The following is a 17973-nucleotide window of genomic DNA, read 5'->3' as shown; positions in this document are numbered from 1 at the left end:
CCCGATGCCGGTTCGGCTCAGGGCTTGCGTTCTATGTCCACGTCGCCGGCGCGGGTGAAGTCCCCCAGCGCCATCATGTGGCCGAGTTTGCCTGCCTTGGTGGACAGGTACTGCTCGTTATGTGGATTGAGACCCGTGGTCAGGGGCACTCGTTCCGCAATGACCACGCCTTCCTTGGTCAAGGCGTCGACTTTGCGCGGATTGTTGGTCATCAGCCGCAGGCCGCTGACGCCCAGGTGCTCGAGCATCGGTACGCAAAGGTCGTAGCGGCGCAGGTCGGCGCCGAAGCCGAGCCGCTCGTTGGCTTCCACGGTGTCGGCGCCCTGGTCCTGTAGGTGATAGGCGCGGATCTTGTTGAGCAGGCCGATACCGCGCCCCTCCTGGCGCAGGTAGAGCAGTACGCCGCGCCCCTCTTCGGCGATGCGCTTGAGCGCTTCCTGGAGCTGGTAGCCGCAGTCGCAGCGCATCGAGAACAGGGCATCCCCGGTCAGGCACTCCGAATGCACCCGGCCGAGCACCGGCTCGCCGTCGGCCACGTCGCCCAGCGTCAGGGCGATATGGTCCTTGCCGGTGGCCTCGTCCTCGAAGCCGTGCATGGTGAAGGTGGCCCAGGGGGTGGGCAGCCGGGAAGCGGCGATGAATCGAATGGTCACGGGGTACCTCGGTCAGACCACGGCGATGCCGGAAGTGAAGCTGCCATTCTAGCAGGAACGCGGCCCGCGCTCACGAACGCAACCCCGGGAAGCGCTGGCTTTCGTGCCGCGTTTCACTTGGCCAGGGTCAAGCCGCGCGAAAAATGATGCGCTACAATGGGCCGACATTTCCTGTGGAAGACTGCCTGCATGGATCTCACGAACGATCGCTTTCTGCGCGCCCTGATGCGCCAACCGGTGGACCGCACCCCGGTCTGGATGATGCGCCAGGCGGGCCGCTACCTGCCCGAGTACCGCGCCACCCGCGCCGACGCCGGCAATTTCATGGATCTGTGTCGCAATCACGACCTGGCCTGCGAGGTGACGTTGCAGCCGCTCGAGCGCTATCCGCTCGACGCCGCGATCCTCTTCTCCGATATCCTCACCATCCCCGATGCCATGGGGCTGGGGCTCTATTTCGAGACGGGCGAGGGACCCAAGTTCCGCAAGCCGGTGCGCAGCGTGGAAGATGTCGAGGCGCTCAAGGCGCCGGACGCCGAGCGCGACCTCGACTATGTGATGCGCGCCGTGTCGACCATTCGCCGCGAGCTGAACGGCCGTGTGCCGCTGATCGGCTTCTCGGGCAGCCCGTGGACACTGGCCACCTACATGGTCGAGGGCAGCTCCAGCAAGGACTTCCGTCATGTGAAGACCATGCTCTACGACAAGCCCGACACCATGCACCAGCTGCTCGACGTGCTGGCCCAGGCGGTGACCGACTACCTGAACGCGCAGATTCGCGCCGGCGCCCAGGCGGTGCAGATCTTCGATACCTGGGGCGGCGCGCTCTCCACGCCGGCCTATCTGGAATTCTCGCTGCGTTACATGGAGCAGATCGTCGCAGGGCTCGAGCGGGAACACGACGGGCGCCGCGTGCCGGTGATCCTGTTCACTAAGAATGGCGGGCAGTGGCTGGAGGATATCGCCCTGGCCGGCCCCGACGCCGTGGGCCTGGATTGGAGCACCGAGCTGTCCGACGCCCGCGCGCGGGTGGGGCACAAGGTGGCGCTGCAGGGCAATCTCGATCCCAACGTGCTGTTCGCACGCCCGGCAGCTATCCGCGCCGAGGTGGCGCGCATCCTCGACAGCTACGGCCCCGGCCCGGGACACGTCTTCAACCTGGGGCACGGCATCAGCCAGTTCACCGACCCGGACCGCGTCACCGCCTTCATGGAGGCGCTGCACGAACTGAGCCCGCGTTACCATCGCACCATTCAGTACCAGAATGCCTGACGCCGTACGGCGCTGGCACGATCGACACCGCCTATGGGCGGTGTTGGCCGTTCTGGCGGCGCTCGCGATTGCCTTCGGCAGCCTGACCGCGGGCGACGAGATGCCGAGCCGGATGCCATGGGACAAGGCCAACCACTTTCTCGGCTACGGCGGTCTGGCTGGGCTGATGGGACTGGCCGGCGTGCGTCCGCCCTGGGCCTTTGTCGCGGCGACGCTCTACGGCATCGTCATCGAATATCTACAGATTCCTGTGCCGGGCCGCAGCGGCGGCGATTGGCTCGATATCCTGGCCAACGGTTTGGGCGCCGCTACGGCGGCGCTGGTGCTGCTGGGGTGGCGGTGGGCGCGCCGCCGCGAGTAGCGTGCCCTCGGCACAGCGCATTTCGCTCATCCTGGGTCGATACGATGGCGCCCCGTCACCGCAAGGTGACGGGGCGTCGTCGTTCAAGGGCTAGGGTTCACTGGATCTCGGCACGCTCGATGATCACTGGCTCGCGCGGCACGTCCTGGAACGGGCCGCGGCTGGTGGTGGGCACGCGCTTGATGGCGTCGACCACGTCCATGCCCTCCACCACGCGGCCGAACACCGCGTAGCCCCAGGCCTGACCGGAGTGGGTGCCCTGATGGTCGAGGAAGCGGTTGTCGTTGACGTTGATGAAAAACTGCGAGGTGGCCGAATGCGGGTCGCCGGTGCGTGCCATGGCCAGGGTGCCTCGCTCGTTGCGCAGGCCATTGTCGGCCTCGTTGGTGATCGGCGCGCGGGTGGGCTGCTGGCGGAAATCCTCGTCGAAGCCGCCGCCCTGGATCATGAAACCGTCGATCACCCGGTGGAACAGAGTGCCGTCGTAATGGCCTTCCTGCACGTAGGTGAGGAAATTGCTGACGCTCTCGGGAGCCTGCTCCTGGAACAGCTCGATGCCGATGGGGCCATGGTTGGTGTGAAGCACCACATCGGTGGCGTGGGCACTGGCGGCCAGCGGCAGGCTGGCGGCGGCAAGCAGGGTCAGCAGGGTTCGCTTCAGCACGGGGGAGCTCCTGTTGGGCGTGGTGGATTGGCGTTGTAAGCGTATGTGTCTAGCTTACGGCCTGAGCCCCCGGCTGTCAGGCTTTCCTCTTGGCAGAGCGTGTGAGGGACGGATGTGGGCCAGGCCGTATACGGTGCGATCAGCTTTGACCCAGGCGCTCGATCAGTCCGAGGAAGGGCGCCAATGTGAGGGCGAGAATGGCCAGTACCGCCAGCGCCACCAGCAGCATCTGCACGGGGTGCTGCCATAGGCGCCGCCACAGTGTCGGCGCGTCTCCCTGCGCGACCCGCTCGGCATGCTCCCGCTGTACACGTGCTTGCCGCTCGGCCTGGTAGCGCTCGAGTACCTGCCGCGCCGCCTCCAGCTGCGCGGGGTCACGCAGCCAGATGGCATCGACGCCCAGGCGCCAGAAACCGGCCTGGGTCTCGTAAGTGTCGAAGCCGTGCTCGTCGAGCAGGCGGCGTACTTCCCACGCCTCCTCGTCGGTAACGTGGGTCAACCGAAACAGCAGCGCGGCCATCAGTCTGCAGCCTCGCACTGCTGCTCGGCACGGGCGATGGCCGCGTCGGCCCCCGCCAGCGCGAAGCTCATGAACCAGTAGTCCTCATCGCCACGATCGAAGCGCATCCGCAGCGTTTGGCCGCTGCGCATCTCGTCGATCAGCTGTACCTGGGTGTCGAGGTAGAAATTGACGTAGAAACCGCGGTCGCCGCGCTGGGTGATGAATTCCGCCATGCCGCTGTGGATGGTCTCGTGATCCACCCGCAAGTCGCCGGGCACCAGGTTGGCCACGCGGCTTTCGGGCTGGTGCTCCTCGAGCTCGACGCGCACCTCGAGCCACGGCAGATCGCACACGCCGGGAGTGAAGTTCACGCTGAGAATGGAGTCGCTGTAGCTGGTCTGTTCAAGGGCGCGGAAATGGCGCTCCTCGCCCAGGGTGAGCGTCACCGAATGCCAATCGTCATGACGCTCAATGTCGTCGACATTGTAGTTGATGGCCACGGCCGGCCCGGCCAGGGCCAGGCCGACCAAAGCGGGGGCGAGCGGGACGATCAAGCGCATGCGGGGGTCTCTTGAAGGAATTGCGCCCGAGCCTAGCATGCCGCACAGCGGCTGTCCCGCTGGGCTCAGAGCCCACCGCCGCTTCCCTGGCCATGACCGTGGCCGCCCATTTCGGCCATCGGTTCGAGGTCGCCGCCTAGTTCGCCGCGGCTCAGGCGGGCTAGCAAGTCGATGTCGAGGAGGTTGATTCAGGTCAATGCGATCTCCAGGCCCGATAACAGGGCAGGACAGGAAAAATACCATGCCGGGAACGTGACATGGCGACCCGTATATGACGAACGAAGTCGCCGAGCCTGAGTGGGGACTGGAGTTACAGCACCGGTTCAACCATGAAGTCGACCGCGGCCTGCACTTCTTCATCGCTCAGGCCCATGTGTCCGCCCTTGGGCGGCATGGCATTGAAGCCCTCGATGGCATGGGTGTACAGCGTGTCGATGCCCTTTTCCATGCGCGGTGCCCAGGCATCCGCGTCGCCACGGATCGGAGCGCCGGCGGCGCCGGTCATGTGGCAGGCCATGCAAGCCTGGTTGTAGATGGCTTCGCCGTCGGCTTGCGCCTGGGCGGAGGCGGCGAATGCAAGGGTTGCGGCACCGGCGAACAGGGCAGCGGTAAAGGTTTTCATGGTGTTCTCCCAGATAGTGCTATTCACGAAACGTGTTGTTTGCATAGATGCCATTCACGGTGAAGGCAGGCGGCCTGGGGAGCCAACACGAGCGTAGCGGAAGCGACCCCAGCGCACTGGCTTCGATAGTAAGCCAAAACGAATCCGGTCGAATTGATCTAGGCTAGGTTTCCTCCGCCGGGATCAATAAGAGGCGGGCGAGCTGTTGTTGCCTGACACCGAGCATGTCGGCCAAGGTGTAACGATCGAGTACCGCCATGAAGGCTTCCATCGCCTCGTTGAAGATCGGCTTGAGCCGACAGGCGGGAGTGATGATGCATTCGTTGTGATCGCGGAAGCACTCCACCAGGCTGAGCTCATGCTCGGTATCGCGCACCAGCCCACCGAGGGTGATCTCCTCCGGCGCACGATTGAGCAATAGGCCGCCGTGCTTGCCGCGAATGGTGGTGATGTAACCGCGGCGGCTGAGATCCTGCACCACCTTCATCAAATGGTTGCGAGACACGCCAAAGCTCTCGGCGATCTCGTGGATCGTGGAGCGCTCCTCGCCTTTGACGGCGAGATAGATCAGGACGCGAAGCGCATAGTCGGTATAGCGTGTCAGGTGCATGGCGAATCCGCCTGTCGCTTGATGAAGGTCAAGATCATCGCTTTAACGTCGCTCCATGCTAGCACTGGTCAAGCGAGCTGCTTCCCTGGCCGGACGTGCGGCATCGGGTCGCGTCGCAACGAACGCACCGACGCTGCCAAAGAGTACTGCCGTCACCGCCAGTACCACTGGATCGATACCTCCCAGCCAAAGCACCAGCCAGCTCAGCGCCAGCAGGGTCACGGCGAGACGCTTGGCGTGCCGTGGAATGGCGCGCTGCTGCTGCCAGGCCATGAGCACCGGCCCCAACCGCGGATGCTGCTCGAGCCAGCGCGCCAGTCGCGGAGAGCCCTTGGGCGCCGCCCAGGCGGCGAGCAGCAGAAAAGGTGTGGTCGGAAGCAGCGGCAGTAAGGCCCCGACGGCACCCAGGCCGATACAGCCGTAGGCCAGAGTGAGCCAGGCCAGGCGTGAAGGGTGATGTTTCATCGCTGCTACCTCGCGACGGTTTCCAGCGGCTGCGCTAAGTAGTATTTTATATACATGTTTAAACTCCTTGCCAAGCTCGGCGTTGATGCCGATGACGGCTTCGCCTCTCACCGGCTTCCCGCTTGGCGCTGGCTGTTTCCGCTGGCGGCGCTGCATGCCGTGCTGATGCCCCCACTGTCGCAATCTTTCACGGCTGGGAGTGGTTGTTGCTGGGGTTCTCTTTGGCCCATGCGCGAAATGCTGTTCGGCTACTGCCTGGTTGGCACTGCTGTGGGGCTCGGTGGCGGCCTGGGGTCTGGGAGGGGAGCAGGTGGCCTGGGGCCTGACTGGGCCGACGACCCGAGCGGATATCGTCAAACTTGATCTGGGACAACATAGAGGCGTGCTGTCGAGACGCTGCATGTAGCCGGATGCATACTGTCGGGCAAGAGGCATGGCTTGCCACGCCAACGTTCAAGAGGCTGTTCCGATCATGCAAGACGACCTGCTGTTCAATCGCCCGCTGGTGGAAAAGTACGACCGACCGGGCCCCCGCTATACGTCCTACCCGACGGCGCCCCAGTTCCACGCGGCCTTCGCCGAGGACGACTACCGTGCCGCCGCCGAGCGCAGTAACCGCGTCGCCGCGCCCAAGCCGCTGTCGGTCTATATGCACATCCCGTTCTGCAAGAGCCTGTGCTACTACTGCGCTTGCAACAAGATCATCACCCACAATACCGGGCGGGCGGCGGAGTATCTCGAGTGGCTCAAGCAGGAGATCCGCGTACAGGCCGCACTGTTCGACGACACCCGACGCATGACGCAGCTGCACCTGGGAGGCGGTACGCCCACCTACCTGAGCAATGCCCAGCTCGGCGAATTGATGGCCTCTCTCGATAAAGCCTTCCACTTCGCTCCTGCACAGGAGCGCGAGTTCTCGCTGGAGGTCGACCCGCGCACGGTCACGCCCGAGCAGATTCATGAGCTTCACGATCTGGGCTTCAACCGCCTGAGCTTCGGCGTGCAGGATTTCGACGCCGACGTGCAGAAGGCGGTCAACCGCGTGCAGAGCGAGGAGCAGGTGGTGGAGCTGGTCAAGGCGGCGCGCGAGGCCGGCTTTCAGTCAGTGAGCGTCGACCTGATCTACGGCCTGCCGCTGCAGACGGTGGCAAGCTTCGATACCACGCTCGGAAAGATCATCGCCCTGCATCCCGACCGCATCGCCACCTACAGCTACGCGCACCTGCCCGAACTGTTCAAGGCCCAGCGGCTGATTCGCCCCGAGGACATGCCGCCCCCGGAGCGCAAGTTGGAGCTGCTCGAACTGACCATTCGCCGGCTGACCGCGGCCGGCTACGTCTATATCGGCATGGATCACTTCGCCCTGCCCGAGGACGAGCTCGCCCTGGCCAAGGAGAACGGTACCCTGCAGCGCAACTTTCAGGGTTACTCGACCCACGCCGACTGCGACATGATCGGCCTGGGCATCACTTCCATCGGCAAGGTCGGCGACAGCTACAGCCAGAACGTCAAGGAGACCGCCCAGTACCAGGCGCGCCTGGAAGGCGGGCGCCTGCCGGTGATGCGCGGCTATCGCCTCAACGACGACGATCGCCTGCGCCGCGACGTGATCAATGCCCTGATGTGCCACGGTCGGATCGACTTCGCCAACGTCGAGGCGCGCCACGACATCGTCTTTCGCGACTACTTCGCCGATGCTCTCGACCAGCTTGGCGAGATGCAGGAGGACGGCCTGCTGGCGATCCGCGACGACGCCATCGAGGTGCTCCCGGCCGGACGCCTGATGATGCGCAACATGGCCATGGCCTTCGATGCCTACCTCAAGCCGAACGAAGGGCGCTTCTCGCGAACTGTCTGATTCGCTTGCCCGAGCCACGAATACCACATGAAACGGCGCCCGAGGGGCGCCGTTTTTATGGGCGGGCCGTGACTTAGACGGTCCGCTCGAGAGCAGGCTATTTCTCCAGATGGATGTGCTCTATCAGATCCTCGCGGAACTTGCAGGCTGGCACAGGGTGCGTCAAGTGGGGGAGGCGCCCCTTGGGCGAGATGATGTCATCAGTGGTAATCAGCCTTCGGCTTCCAAAGCCGTCAAGTTGGTTATATACTGGACAGTCTAGTATTCCATTTTTGAATATATAGTTGTTCCGGACGCTCATATGCAGCTTCAGTTCGAACGGGTCACCAAGTCCTTCGGCGACTTGAAGGTGATCGACACCTTCGATACCACCATTCGCGACGGCGAAATCGTTGCCCTGGTCGGTCCGTCCGGCTGCGGCAAGTCGACCCTGTTGCACATGGTCGCGGGCCTGCAGCACGCCACCGATGGCCAGGTGAAGGCCGAAGGTCGACCGGTCGAGCGTCCGGCGCCCGAGCGAACCCTGGTCTTCCAGGAACACGCGCTCTACCCATGGATGACGCTCCGGGAGAATGTCGCCCTGGCGCTGGAATTCCAGGGGCGACCAGCGACCGAGGCGCGCAAGGAGGCCTGCCAGTGGCTGGCGCGGGTCAAGCTCGACGGCTTCGAGGACTATCATCCGCATCAGGTCTCCGGCGGCATGCGTCAACGCTGCGCCCTGGCCAGGGCCTTCATCGCCCGGCCCAAGGTGCTGCTGCTCGACGAGCCCTTCGGCGCCCTCGATGCGCTGACCCGCCTGACGCTGCAGAGCGTGCTCAAGGATCTGATCGAGGAAGAACGGCCCACCGTGGTATTGGTCACCCACGACGTGGACGAGGCGCTCTATCTCGCCGACCGCGTGCTGGTATTCAGCCACCGCCCGGCACGAGTGCTCAAGGAAATCACGCTCGGTCACATTCCCAAGACCCATGACCTGTCGGCCTTCGCCGGGATTCGCCGGGAGGTTCTCTCCCTGCTCGGCATCGATACGCAGGCCCAGGAAACCGAACGTCAAACCGAGAAAGGAGACGTGCAATGACACGTTGGCTCATCGCTCCCCTGCTGTCTCTGCTGCTGGTCACCCCGCTGTTCGCCAACGAACCGCTCCGGGTTGGCTATGTGCGCGTGATGGACGACGCTCAGGTGATGCTCGCCCAGGAGGCCGGGCTTTATGAGAAGTACGGCCTCGACGCCGAGCTGATCGAGTTCAGCTCGGGCACCGATCTGATCAAGGGCATCGTCGGCGGCCAGCTCGACATCGGCGTGCTTGGCTTCTCCAATGCCTTTACCTGGGCCGGACGCGGTGCCGATCTGCGCATCGTCGGCGGCGCCCAGCGTGGCTATCATGCGCTGCTGGCCCGAGAAGACGCCGGCATCGACGAGGTAGCCGACCTTGCCGGCAAGAACCTGGCGTCGCAGAAGCAGGGCAGCACCGCCGATATCGTGCTCAAGGGCGTGACCCTGGCCGATGCCGGGCTGTCGCCCGACGACCTCAACATCATGGGGGTCGCGCCCTCGGTGGCGGTTCAGTCGCTGGCCGGCGGTCGCGTGGATGCTGCCTTCCTGTTCGAGCCCTATGCGCGCCTTGCCCAGCTGCAGGCGCCGGTCAAGGAGATCTACGAGATCGGCGAAGTGTGGCCGTTCCCGTGCATGGTGGTGATTACCTCCGCCGAGACGCTGGAGAACCGTCGCGAGGTGCTGTGGGCAGCGCTGGATGCCCAGCGCGAGGCGATCGACATGCTCGAGAATTCGCCCGAAGAAGCCGCTCCCTACATCACCCACTACTTCGTCAACGACGAGGTGATCGAGACTCGTGACGGCAGCACCGTCCCCAGCGAAGAGGTGATCGCGCAGGCCATCGCCACCAACGACTTCAGCGCAGAGCTCACCGAGGACGACATCGCGCGCATGAAGGAGCTGGCCGAGATCATGCAAACCCAAGGCATTCTTGAGGGTGAGGCGGCGTTCGACGTGGATGCGCTGCTGGATCTCACCTGGCAGGAAGAGCGCGAACTTTGAGCATGAGCAATACCGTAACCGGCGTGGCCAGCAAGCGAGCCTACGTGCTGGCCATCGTCCTGATCCTGTTCTTCTGGCAGGTGGCCGCCTGGTTTCTGCCGAGCTTCCTGATGCCAGACGTCCACGTGGCGCTGATACGCCTGTGGCGCGAGCTGGGCAGCGCCGAGTTCTATCGTGGGCTCGGCAACAGCATGGGACGACTGGGCGCGGGCTACGGCGCGGCCCTGCTGGCAGGCATCGTGCTGGGGCTGGTCGGCGGTACGTTGAATTCGGTACGCAGCACGCTGAAGGCCGCGATCATCATTCTGCAGTCGATCCCTTCGATCGCCTGGGTGCCGCTTTTCCTGATCCTGATGGGCTTCGGCAACATGCCGATCATCGTGGTGGTGGCCGTGGGCGCCTTTTTCCCCACCGCCCTTAGCGTGATGAACGCCACCGAGAGCGTCGAGCGGGTGCATATCGACGCCGCGCGGGTAATGGGTGCTTCGCGCATGCAGATGCTCAAGCGCGTCTACTTCCCGGCGGTCACCCCGGAGCTGATCACCGGCGCCCAGCTCGCCTTCGGCAACGCTTGGCGCGCACTGATCTCGGCCGAGATGATCGTCGGCTTCAGCGCGGGGCTCGGCAAATCGCTGGCCTATTCGGGCGAGATCGCCGACATGACCGGCGTGATGACCAACATCCTGGTCATTGCCGTGCTCGCGGCCGTGATCGACCAGGTGATCCTCGAACGCATCAAGTATCGACTGCTGCGCTACCAGTATCTCTGACGGCTAACTGAGACGGGCAGGCCTACGTGCCGGCGCGCCGCATCGCGGCGCGCCGGCCGTCGTCTTTTTGGTCTCGTCGACAGTTACCGGCCCCTTCTTGATTACCTCTCGTCAACGTTTCGGCACCTCTCGATGGCCTGTCGTTCGGTCGCTGTTGTCCACGTTGTGCAGCCATCCTCCCCTGTCATCGTGCCAGCTTTCGGTGCAGCCGCTTGGGGATCAGGCAGTTACCGAAATTCAAGGGCTACCGTTAAAAATAAAGGCTACATGTGGTGCTTGATCAACCATGCCGGTCTATATATGGTAGCCAAGGCCCCGGTTGGGGCGCTGGTACGGGCTTGACGCATATCAGTGCAGACAGACGGCGTCGAGCTTAGGATGGGCGGTTTACCAATCCCGTTTCGTCCCACGGAGAGTCGCCGATGTTCCTGCAATCCCTGTCGCGCTTGCCGCGCCCGCCCGCGCCGACCCGTTTGATTCGCGCCATCGATCCTCGTATGCCGCTCACGGTGAAGCGTCGACTGATCGAGCCGCTGCTCAACCGCACCTTTGCCGGACCGCTGGCCGAGGGCGAGTTCGATGCCCTGGAGGGTCGTCGCATCTCGCTGCACGTCGAGGACCTGGGCGCGACGTTGACCCTGACCCTCGAAGGGGGGCGGTTCAGGCTCACGCGCGAGACGGGCGAGGCGACCATCCGCGGTGGCTGGCGCGAATTTCTGTGCCTGGCGACCCGGCGCGAGGATCCCGACGCCCTGTTCTTCCAGCGTCGGCTGGTGATCGAGGGCGACACCGAGCTCGGCCTGACAGTCAAGAATCTGCTGGACAGCTGCGAAGAGGGCCTGGCCCAAGGGCGGCTGGGCGAATGGCTGGTGCGCTTCGAGCGCCTGGCACGCCAGGAACGTTGAACGATTTGAACTTTTGACCCTTACTGGAGATCCCTGCATGAGTACTTCCACCAAGGCCGTCAAGACATCCAACGAGGTGCCTATGCAAGTGCCCTCACGCGATATCTGGGACTCCAAGTATCGCCTCAAGGATCGTCATGGACGTCCCGTCGACAAGGACGTGGCAGCAACCTGGGACCGCGTCGCGCGTGCCCTGGCCGCGGTGGAGGGCGAGCGCGCCGAGGAGTGGCTGCCCAAGTTTCGCTGGGCGCTGGAGAACGGTGCCATTCCCGCCGGGCGCATCATGTCCAACGCCGGCGCCGAGGACTACAAGCCGGCGGTCAGCCTGATCAACTGCACCGTGTCGCGCACCATCCGCGATTCCATGCACGACATCCTCGACAGCGTGGTGGATGCCGGCATGACGCTCAAGGCGGGCTGCGGCATCGGCTACGAGTTCTCAACCCTGCGCCACAAGGGCGCCTTCGTGTTCGGCGCCGGTGCCGGCACCAACGGCCCGCTGGCGTTCATGGATATCTACGACAAGATGTGCTTCACGGTGGCCTCGGCGGGCGGTCGCCGCGGCGCACAGATGGGCACTTTCGACGTCGGCCACCCCGACGTGCGCAGCTTCATCGAGGCCAAGCGCGAAGCCGGCCGGCTGCGCCAGTTCAATCTATCGCTGCTGATCACCGACGAGTTCATGGAAGCGGTGAAGAACGACGCCGACTGGCCGTTGGCTTTCCCGCTGCACGCCGGCGAGAAAGATGACGTCAAGCCCGAGGACCTGATCTACCGCGACTGGCCGGTAATCGAGGAGGGCTACAGCGTCGACGCCGAGGGGCGCGTGGCCTGTCGCATCGTCGAGGTGATCAAGGCGCGCGAGCTGTGGGACACCATCATGCGTTCCACCTACGACTTCGCCGAGCCGGGCTTCATCCTGATCGACCAGGTCAATCGCATGAACAACAACTGGTTCTGCGAGGAGATTCGCGCCACCAACCCCTGCGGCGAGCAGCCCCTGCCGCCGGAAGGCGCCTGCCTGCTCGGCTCGGTTAACCTGACCCGCTTCGTCATTGATCCGTTCGGCAAGAAGCCGCGTTTCGATTGGGAGCGCTACCGCCAGGTGGTGGCGATCTTCACCCGCATGCTCGACAACGTGGTCGAGATCAGCGGCCTGCCGCTGGAGGGCCAGCGTCGCGAGATCGAGGCCAAGCGTCGTCACGGCATGGGCTTCCTCGGCCTCGGTTCGACCCTGACCATGCTCAAGATTCCCTACGGCTCGCCCGAGTCGCTCGCCTTCACCGAGGAAGTGAGCCGCAACCTGGCCATCGAGGGCTGGAAGCAGGCGCTGGAACTCTCCCGCGAGAAGGGCATGGCGCCGATACTGGCCGAGGACTTCGAGATCACGCCGAAGATGATGCGCGAGCGTCCCGAGCTGGCGAAGGACGGCTACGAGATCGGCGACAAGGTGCCGGGGCGCATCTTGCACGCGCGCTACAGCCGCTACATGCAGAAGGTCGCCGAAGTGGAGCCGGAGCTGGTCGCGGCGCTGTCCGAGCACGGTGCGCGTTTCACCCACCACAGCTCCATCGCACCGACCGGCACCATCTCGCTGTCGCTGGGCAACAACGCATCCAACGGTATCGAGCCGTCGTTCTCGCACCGCTACTTCCGCAACGTGATCCAGTCAGGCAAGAAGACCAAGGAGCAGGTGGAAGTGGTCTCGTTCGAGCTCGCCGCCTACCGCCACTTCATCGCCAGCGACGCGGTGGAGAGCGACCTGCCCGACTACTTCATCACCGCCGATGCGGTGACCCCGACTCAGCACGTGGCGGTGCAGGCGGCGGCCCAGGCCTGGGTCGACTCGGCGATCTCCAAGACGGTCAACGTGCCCACCGAGTTCCCGTTCGAGCAGTTCAAGGACCTCTACCTGGACGCCTACGCGAGCAAGCTCAAGGGCTGCACCACCTTCCGCTTCAACCCGGAAGCCTTCCAGGGCGTGCTGGTGCGTGAGGACGATCTCAAGAACACCACCTATGTGTTCGAACTCGAGAACGGCGAGACGCTTGAACTTTCCGGCGACGAGAAGGTGGTCTACGACGGCGAGGAGCACAACGCGGCCAATCTCTATGACGCATTGAAGGAAGGCACCTATGGCAAATGGTAAGCCACGACCTACTGCGCTCGACGAGGCGGTGTTGCCGGCTTTTGCGGAATGCTCATTTACGGCTCGTAAACTCCGCTTCCTCAAAAGCCGGCGCCTTGCCTCGCCTTCGCTCGTGACGGTCGTACGTCACCGTCGCTTGAGCTGCGCCGCACAACAGTTCCAAGGAGCCTGCTGATGGCCGTCGAAATCAAGTCCAAGATCGTTTCCTACAGCGTCAAGAAGGCGGTGGAAGCGCCGCCGCTGGCCGACGAAAACCCGCTCACGGTGCGCATTCCCTCGCGCCCCGAGGGTACCCTCGAGGCCGTGTCCGAGAAGATCTCCTACGTCGGCGCCGAGGGCCGCAAGAAGGTCTACCTGCTGGTCTCGTTCATGCCGGTGGAGGGCGTACTCGACGGCAAGCGCGTGGTGATCGAGCGTCCGGTGGAGTTCTTCTTCCCCTCCGGCCAGCTCTCCAGCGAGCACCAGTGGATCACCGCCACCATGCGCAGCCTGTCGCTGGCCGCTCGCGGCGGCTACGTCACCCAGGCGGTGGCCGACCTGCGCAAGGTGGCCTGGGACAAGGGCCTGGTGCGCTGCGGCATGAACCGCTGGGGCAAGCCGATGTTCCACGACTCCGAGGTTGCCGCCATCGCCTGGTCGATCCAGCAGATCCTCTATCGCCGCGGCTTCCTCGACCAGGACGGGAACCAGGTGCCGGTGGAGGACCTGGTCAGCCGCTACGCCCATCGCCTAGCGCATGGCCATCCCTGGCAGCCACCCACCCTCGAGGAGGAGGCCCAGGCCGAGCAGCAGGCCCAAGTCCAAGCGTCAGAGACGGACAAGGGCGATGGCCCCACGGTGGTGGGTCACTGCCCCGAGTGTCGCGGCGAGCTGATCATGATGGACGGGTGTCCGACCTGTTACGCAGGATGCGGTTGGTCCAAGTGCGGCTAAAATTGGCTGCGCTCGGCCAGACTCTACCCCACGAAGCCGGGCATTGCCCGGCTTCGGTGCGTCTGGGTGGCGGTCAAGCGGCGACGATCTTGGGTCCGCCGCTCTCTGTCGACAGCCCCTTGTCGCCGTCGGTGATCACCACGTCGAAGTCGTCCAGCCGGGCGAAGTAGGCGGGCCGGATCTGTCCGATCTTGCTCTCGTCGATCACCAGCAGGCGCTGCGCGGCGCAGGCGATGGCGGCCTGCTTGGGTGCCACCTCGTGGAAATGGAAACAGCTTACGCCGCGCTCGGCATGCACGCCGGCGGCGGAGAGGAAGGCGCGGTTGATGCCCAGGCGGCGGATTGAGCTGGCCATGTCGTCGCTGCCGAAGGACTGCGAGGCGGGGTAATAGAGCCCACCGAGAAGTACCAGGCGCACGTCAGGCAACCGGCTTACGGCGTTGGCCACGTTGAGGGCATAGGTCGCCACGGTGAGCTCGCGGTACTCCGCGAGCAGGCCGACCAGGGGCAGCAGGGTAGTGCCGCAGTCGATGAACAGAGTGTCGCCATCCTCGATGAAGCCGGCGGCGCGCTCGCACAGGCGACGCTTGGCCGAGAAGTGGCTGGCCTGCTGCTCGTCGACGTCATAGACCGGGGCGTAATGCGGGTTGTCGGCCATTACCAGCCGTCCGCCGAGGAAGATCAGCGCGCCGTCGCTGGCGGCCACGTCGCGGCGAATCGTCATCTCCGAAACGCCGCAGAGGCGTGCCGCCTCGCTGAGGTGCAAGGTGCCGCCTCCGGCCAGTGCATGCTGCAGCCGGGCCAGGCGCAGGGCGCTGCGGCTCCTCATGTCCGGTTTCCCAAGGTATCGTCCTCGAAGGTCGCTTTGGCTGCCCTATGCTGAGCCAGCCGACGCCGTTTTTCCACTCCGACCGAAAGGCGATTCGTCGCCCGGGCGTAGCGCCGTGCGACCTGCAGCGGATCGGGCGGCCTCGAGCCGGTCCTCGACTGAGAACGCTCATTCTCGCCGGAGGCCGAGTCGGCTTTTTTCTTCAGCGCTTCTTGCTAGTCGATTTTCAGCACGGCGCTGACGGCAAAATCAGCCAGCACGTCAACCCACCCAATGTACCCTGAACGTCCTTTGCCGAATTGACGTCTGCTGGAGCAGGGAATGATTTGGTATGCCTTTGATATCGGTAGTGATACCCGTCTATAACGAAGCGCAAAACCTGAAAACGTCACTCCCGTCCCTGTTCCGCCAAGTGTTCAAGGGGTATGAGGTGATCGCGGTCGACGAGGGGTCAACGGATGGCTCCCTGGAACTCCTTCACCATCATGAGCGCGCGGGGCGGCTGCAACTGTTGCAAGCCAGGCACGGCGAGGGCGCTCTTGCGGCATGCAATGGCGGGGCGCAGCGTGCCGCGGGGGAGTGGCTGATGTTCTTCAACGCTCGGGATCTGCTGCTCTTCGACCACCTTTCACGCATGGCCGAGGCCATAGCCCGGCATCCCGACATCGAGCTGTTCATCAACGCCTATCAGTGCATAAGCGGTCAGCGAGGGCTGGTCAAGGTGGCACCGCTTCCGCAAGGCGTCCTGAGCCGACTGAGCGCGCTGACGGCCTATGCTCATGCAGACTTCATCCACCCCCATGCCGCGTGCCTGCGTCGCCGGCGCTTCCTGGATCTGGAGGGCTTTCCCGAGCGCTATCCGTACGGGGGTGAAGACTATTTCTGGCTCAAGGCGCTCTGCGAACTCGAAGCGATCCACTACGACGATACCGTGACCAGCCTGTGGCAGGAAGCCGAGGGTGGCCCGGGCAACGGTGACGTCCTGCCACCTCACCCGGCCCAGGATCTTCTCGACCCGTATCGACAGCGACTTTCCCGTCGCGAGAGGCGTCAGCTTCTCGCGGCCGTGAATCGCAAGCTGCTCGACTGGGGCATGGAGAACAAGCGGCGAGGGCACTCCGTGCGTCCCACTCTCGCGGCGCTGCGGCTATCGGGCATGACGTCGGAGCTGTGGCCGCCGCTGTTGCGCCTGGCTTTGCCGCAAGCCTGGTCCCGGCGTTTGCTGGGCCGTTCGAAGTAAGATCTCCGCCTGGAGTGGTGCAGTTGCCTGTCGGCACGCCTTCTCCATGAGCGCACCGACGAAGCCGTCATGCACCGTATGGCGGCTTCGCAGCGTTGGAAGTTGGGAGATTCGTGTTGGAGTTATCACATCTGATGTTATAGATTTAACATTTCGCGCGACCTCCGTGCGCTTCCTACTATAACCAGGTGCGGCCCGTGCGGCGGGTCAACCAGCACGAATGGAAGGACCTTCCCATGACCGCCATCATGAGCCTGGTCGGCATGACGACGCTGATCGCCATCGCCCTCGTCTTTTCCTCCAACCGGCGCGATATCCGCTTGCGAACCGTGGGCGGCGCCTTCGCCATCCAGGCCGGCATCGGCGCCTTCGTGCTCTACGTGCCTTTCGGACAGGCGGTGCTGCAGACCATCTCCGCCGGGGTCAGCCAGGTGGTGCTCTATGCCAACGACGGCATCGACTTTCTCTTCGGTGGCCTGGCCGACGTCGAGAACATCGGCTTCGTCTTCGCCATCAAGGTATTGCCGGTGATCATCTTCTTTTCCTCGCTGATCGCCGTGCTCTACTACATCGGCATCATGCAGTGGGTGATCCGCATCCTTGGCGGGGCGCTGCAGAAGGCGCTGGGCACCTCGCGCACCGAGTCGCTCTCGGCCACCGCCAACATCTTCGTCGGCCAGACCGAAGCACCGCTGGTGGTGCGCCCCTTCATTGCCCGCATGACCCCCTCGCAGCTGTTTGCGGTGATGTGCGGCGGGCTGGCCTCGGTGGCCGGCTCGGTGCTGGCCGGCTACGCGGCGCTGGGCATCCCCATGGAGTATCTGGTGGCGGCCTCGTTCATGGCCGCCCCCGGCGGGCTGCTGTTCGCCAAGCTGATCATGCCGGAGACGCAGGAGCCGGTGGACGATACCGAGGAGGCCAACCAAGTCATCGAGGAGGAGGACAAACCGGTCAATATCCTCGATGCGGCGGCGACCGGCGCCACTTCGGGGCTGCGCCTGGCGGCCAACGTCGGCGCCATGCTGCTCGCCTTCATCGGCCTGATCGCCCTGATCAACGGCATGCTCGGCGGCGTGGGCGGCTGGATCGGCGTCGAGGAACTGAGCCTGGAGCTGATACTGGGCTGGCTGTTCGCGCCGCTCGCCTTCGTCCTCGGCGTGCCCTGGGAGGAGGCGACGCTGGCCGGCTCCTTCATCGGCCAGAAGCTGGTGGTCAACGAGTTCGTTGCCTTCATCAACCTGTCGCCCTACATCGAAGGCACGTCGATGGTGGTCAATACCGGCCAGGCCATGAGCGGCCACACCGTGGCGATCCTCTCCTTCGCCCTGTGCGGTTTCGCCAATCTCTCGTCGATCGCCATCCTGCTCGGCGGCCTGGGCAGCATCGCCCCGAGCCGGCGTCACGACATCGCCCGCTTCGGCGTCAAGGCGGTGCTGGCAGGTACCCTCTCCAACCTGATGTCGGCGGCCATTGCCGGTTTCTTCCTCGCCCTGGGCGGGGTGATCTGATGACCGCCGCGACA

Annotated in this window: 19 protein-coding genes; 11 read left to right on the top strand and 8 right to left on the bottom strand. The window is 64.4% G+C overall.

Annotated elements, in window-relative coordinates; translation table 11 throughout:
* Positions 1–17: 17 nt before the first annotated feature.
* On the bottom strand, positions 18–653 hold the full coding sequence (gene ribA, locus CYJ07_RS09205; protein ID WP_104203391.1) for a GTP cyclohydrolase II: 636 nt from the start codon (positions 651–653) through the stop codon (positions 18–20).
* 189 nt (positions 654–842) lie between these two features.
* On the opposite strand from ribA, the gene hemE reads away from it, so the two are divergent.
* Together hemE and CYJ07_RS09195 are read left to right on the top strand one after the other, a co-directional pair.
* Complete coding sequence (hemE, locus tag CYJ07_RS09200; protein WP_104203426.1) at positions 843–1925, top strand: uroporphyrinogen decarboxylase; 1083 nt, start codon at positions 843–845, stop codon at positions 1923–1925.
* Positions 1918–2286, top strand: coding sequence for a VanZ family protein (locus CYJ07_RS09195; RefSeq protein ID WP_104203390.1), 369 nt, complete (start codon positions 1918–1920; stop codon positions 2284–2286). Before hemE ends, CYJ07_RS09195 begins: the two co-directional genes overlap by 8 nt.
* Positions 2287–2383: 97 nt before the next feature.
* On the opposite strand, the gene CYJ07_RS09190 is transcribed toward CYJ07_RS09195, so the two are convergent.
* The 6 genes from CYJ07_RS09190 to CYJ07_RS09165 form a co-directional block, all read right to left on the bottom strand.
* The gene (locus CYJ07_RS09190; protein WP_269320540.1) at positions 2384–2902 is read right to left on the bottom strand and encodes a peptidylprolyl isomerase; all 519 of its coding nucleotides are present in this window, start codon (positions 2900–2902) and stop codon (positions 2384–2386) included.
* 187 nt (positions 2903–3089) lie between these two features.
* Positions 3090–3470 (bottom strand): DUF6164 family protein, encoded by a 381-nt coding sequence (locus tag CYJ07_RS09185; RefSeq protein WP_104203389.1) that lies wholly within the window; start codon positions 3468–3470, stop codon positions 3090–3092.
* Positions 3470–4012, bottom strand: coding sequence for a hypothetical protein (locus CYJ07_RS09180; RefSeq protein WP_104203388.1), 543 nt, complete (start codon positions 4010–4012; stop codon positions 3470–3472). The genes CYJ07_RS09185 and CYJ07_RS09180 overlap by 1 nt, the downstream gene beginning before the upstream one ends.
* A gap of 310 nt (positions 4013–4322) precedes the next feature.
* Positions 4323–4634: a c-type cytochrome gene (locus CYJ07_RS09175; protein ID WP_231489583.1), complete on the bottom strand. Its 312-nt coding sequence runs from the start codon at positions 4632–4634 to the stop codon at positions 4323–4325.
* A 163-nt stretch (positions 4635–4797) separates the two neighbouring features.
* Positions 4798–5244, bottom strand: coding sequence for an Rrf2 family transcriptional regulator (locus tag CYJ07_RS09170; protein WP_104203386.1), 447 nt, complete (start codon positions 5242–5244; stop codon positions 4798–4800).
* Between the two features lie 42 nt (positions 5245–5286).
* Positions 5287–5709, bottom strand: coding sequence for a YbaN family protein (locus CYJ07_RS09165; protein WP_104203385.1), 423 nt, complete (start codon positions 5707–5709; stop codon positions 5287–5289).
* A gap of 472 nt (positions 5710–6181) precedes the next feature.
* Here CYJ07_RS09165 and hemN point away from each other — a divergent pair, with 472 nt between their 5' ends.
* The 7 genes from hemN to CYJ07_RS09125 all read left to right on the top strand — a co-directional run bounded on the left by hemN (position 6182) and on the right by CYJ07_RS09125 (position 14382).
* Positions 6182–7567 carry an oxygen-independent coproporphyrinogen III oxidase gene (gene hemN / locus CYJ07_RS09160; RefSeq protein ID WP_104203384.1) on the top strand — a complete coding sequence of 462 codons (1386 nt, stop codon included), beginning with the start codon at positions 6182–6184 and terminating at the stop codon, positions 7565–7567.
* Positions 7568–7868: 301 nt separating this feature from the next.
* Positions 7869–8645: an ABC transporter ATP-binding protein gene (locus tag CYJ07_RS09150; RefSeq protein ID WP_104203382.1), complete on the top strand. Its 777-nt coding sequence runs from the start codon at positions 7869–7871 to the stop codon at positions 8643–8645.
* Complete coding sequence (locus CYJ07_RS09145; protein ID WP_104203381.1) at positions 8642–9625, top strand: ABC transporter substrate-binding protein; 984 nt, start codon at positions 8642–8644, stop codon at positions 9623–9625. Before CYJ07_RS09150 ends, CYJ07_RS09145 begins: the two co-directional genes overlap by 4 nt.
* A gap of 2 nt (positions 9626–9627) precedes the next feature.
* Positions 9628–10395, top strand: a complete 768-nt coding sequence (locus CYJ07_RS09140) for an ABC transporter permease (protein WP_104203380.1) — start codon at positions 9628–9630, stop codon at positions 10393–10395.
* Between the two features lie 422 nt (positions 10396–10817).
* Positions 10818–11300: a ubiquinone anaerobic biosynthesis accessory factor UbiT gene (gene ubiT, locus CYJ07_RS09135; protein WP_104203379.1), complete on the top strand. Its 483-nt coding sequence runs from the start codon at positions 10818–10820 to the stop codon at positions 11298–11300.
* A 37-nt stretch (positions 11301–11337) separates the two neighbouring features.
* The gene (locus tag CYJ07_RS09130) at positions 11338–13449 is read left to right on the top strand and encodes an adenosylcobalamin-dependent ribonucleoside-diphosphate reductase (RefSeq protein ID WP_104203378.1); all 2112 of its coding nucleotides are present in this window, start codon (positions 11338–11340) and stop codon (positions 13447–13449) included.
* A gap of 174 nt (positions 13450–13623) precedes the next feature.
* Positions 13624–14382 (top strand): ribonucleoside-diphosphate reductase, encoded by a 759-nt coding sequence (locus tag CYJ07_RS09125; RefSeq protein WP_104203377.1) that lies wholly within the window; start codon positions 13624–13626, stop codon positions 14380–14382.
* A gap of 73 nt (positions 14383–14455) precedes the next feature.
* Here the strand turns inward: CYJ07_RS09125 and CYJ07_RS09120 are convergent, their stop codons facing one another.
* Positions 14456–15211: a DeoR/GlpR family DNA-binding transcription regulator gene (locus CYJ07_RS09120; RefSeq protein ID WP_104203376.1), complete on the bottom strand. Its 756-nt coding sequence runs from the start codon at positions 15209–15211 to the stop codon at positions 14456–14458.
* Positions 15212–15542: 331 nt separating this feature from the next.
* Between CYJ07_RS09120 and CYJ07_RS09115 the strand changes: the two genes are divergently transcribed.
* Both CYJ07_RS09115 and CYJ07_RS09110 read left to right on the top strand, forming a co-directional pair.
* Positions 15543–16451, top strand: a complete 909-nt coding sequence (locus CYJ07_RS09115; RefSeq protein ID WP_104203375.1) for a glycosyltransferase family 2 protein — start codon at positions 15543–15545, stop codon at positions 16449–16451.
* A 236-nt stretch (positions 16452–16687) separates the two neighbouring features.
* Positions 16688–17959: a NupC/NupG family nucleoside CNT transporter gene (locus CYJ07_RS09110; protein WP_104203374.1), complete on the top strand. Its 1272-nt coding sequence runs from the start codon at positions 16688–16690 to the stop codon at positions 17957–17959.
* The last annotated feature ends 14 nt before the right edge of the window (positions 17960–17973 follow it).

Origin of the sequence: Billgrantia saliphila (assembly GCF_002930105.1) — a bacterium.
GTDB classification, from domain to species: Bacteria; Pseudomonadota; Gammaproteobacteria; order Pseudomonadales; family Halomonadaceae; genus Halomonas; species Halomonas saliphila.
The sequence above is the reverse complement of the archived record's forward strand: the minus strand, read 5'-3'. Positions and strand labels throughout refer to the sequence as shown.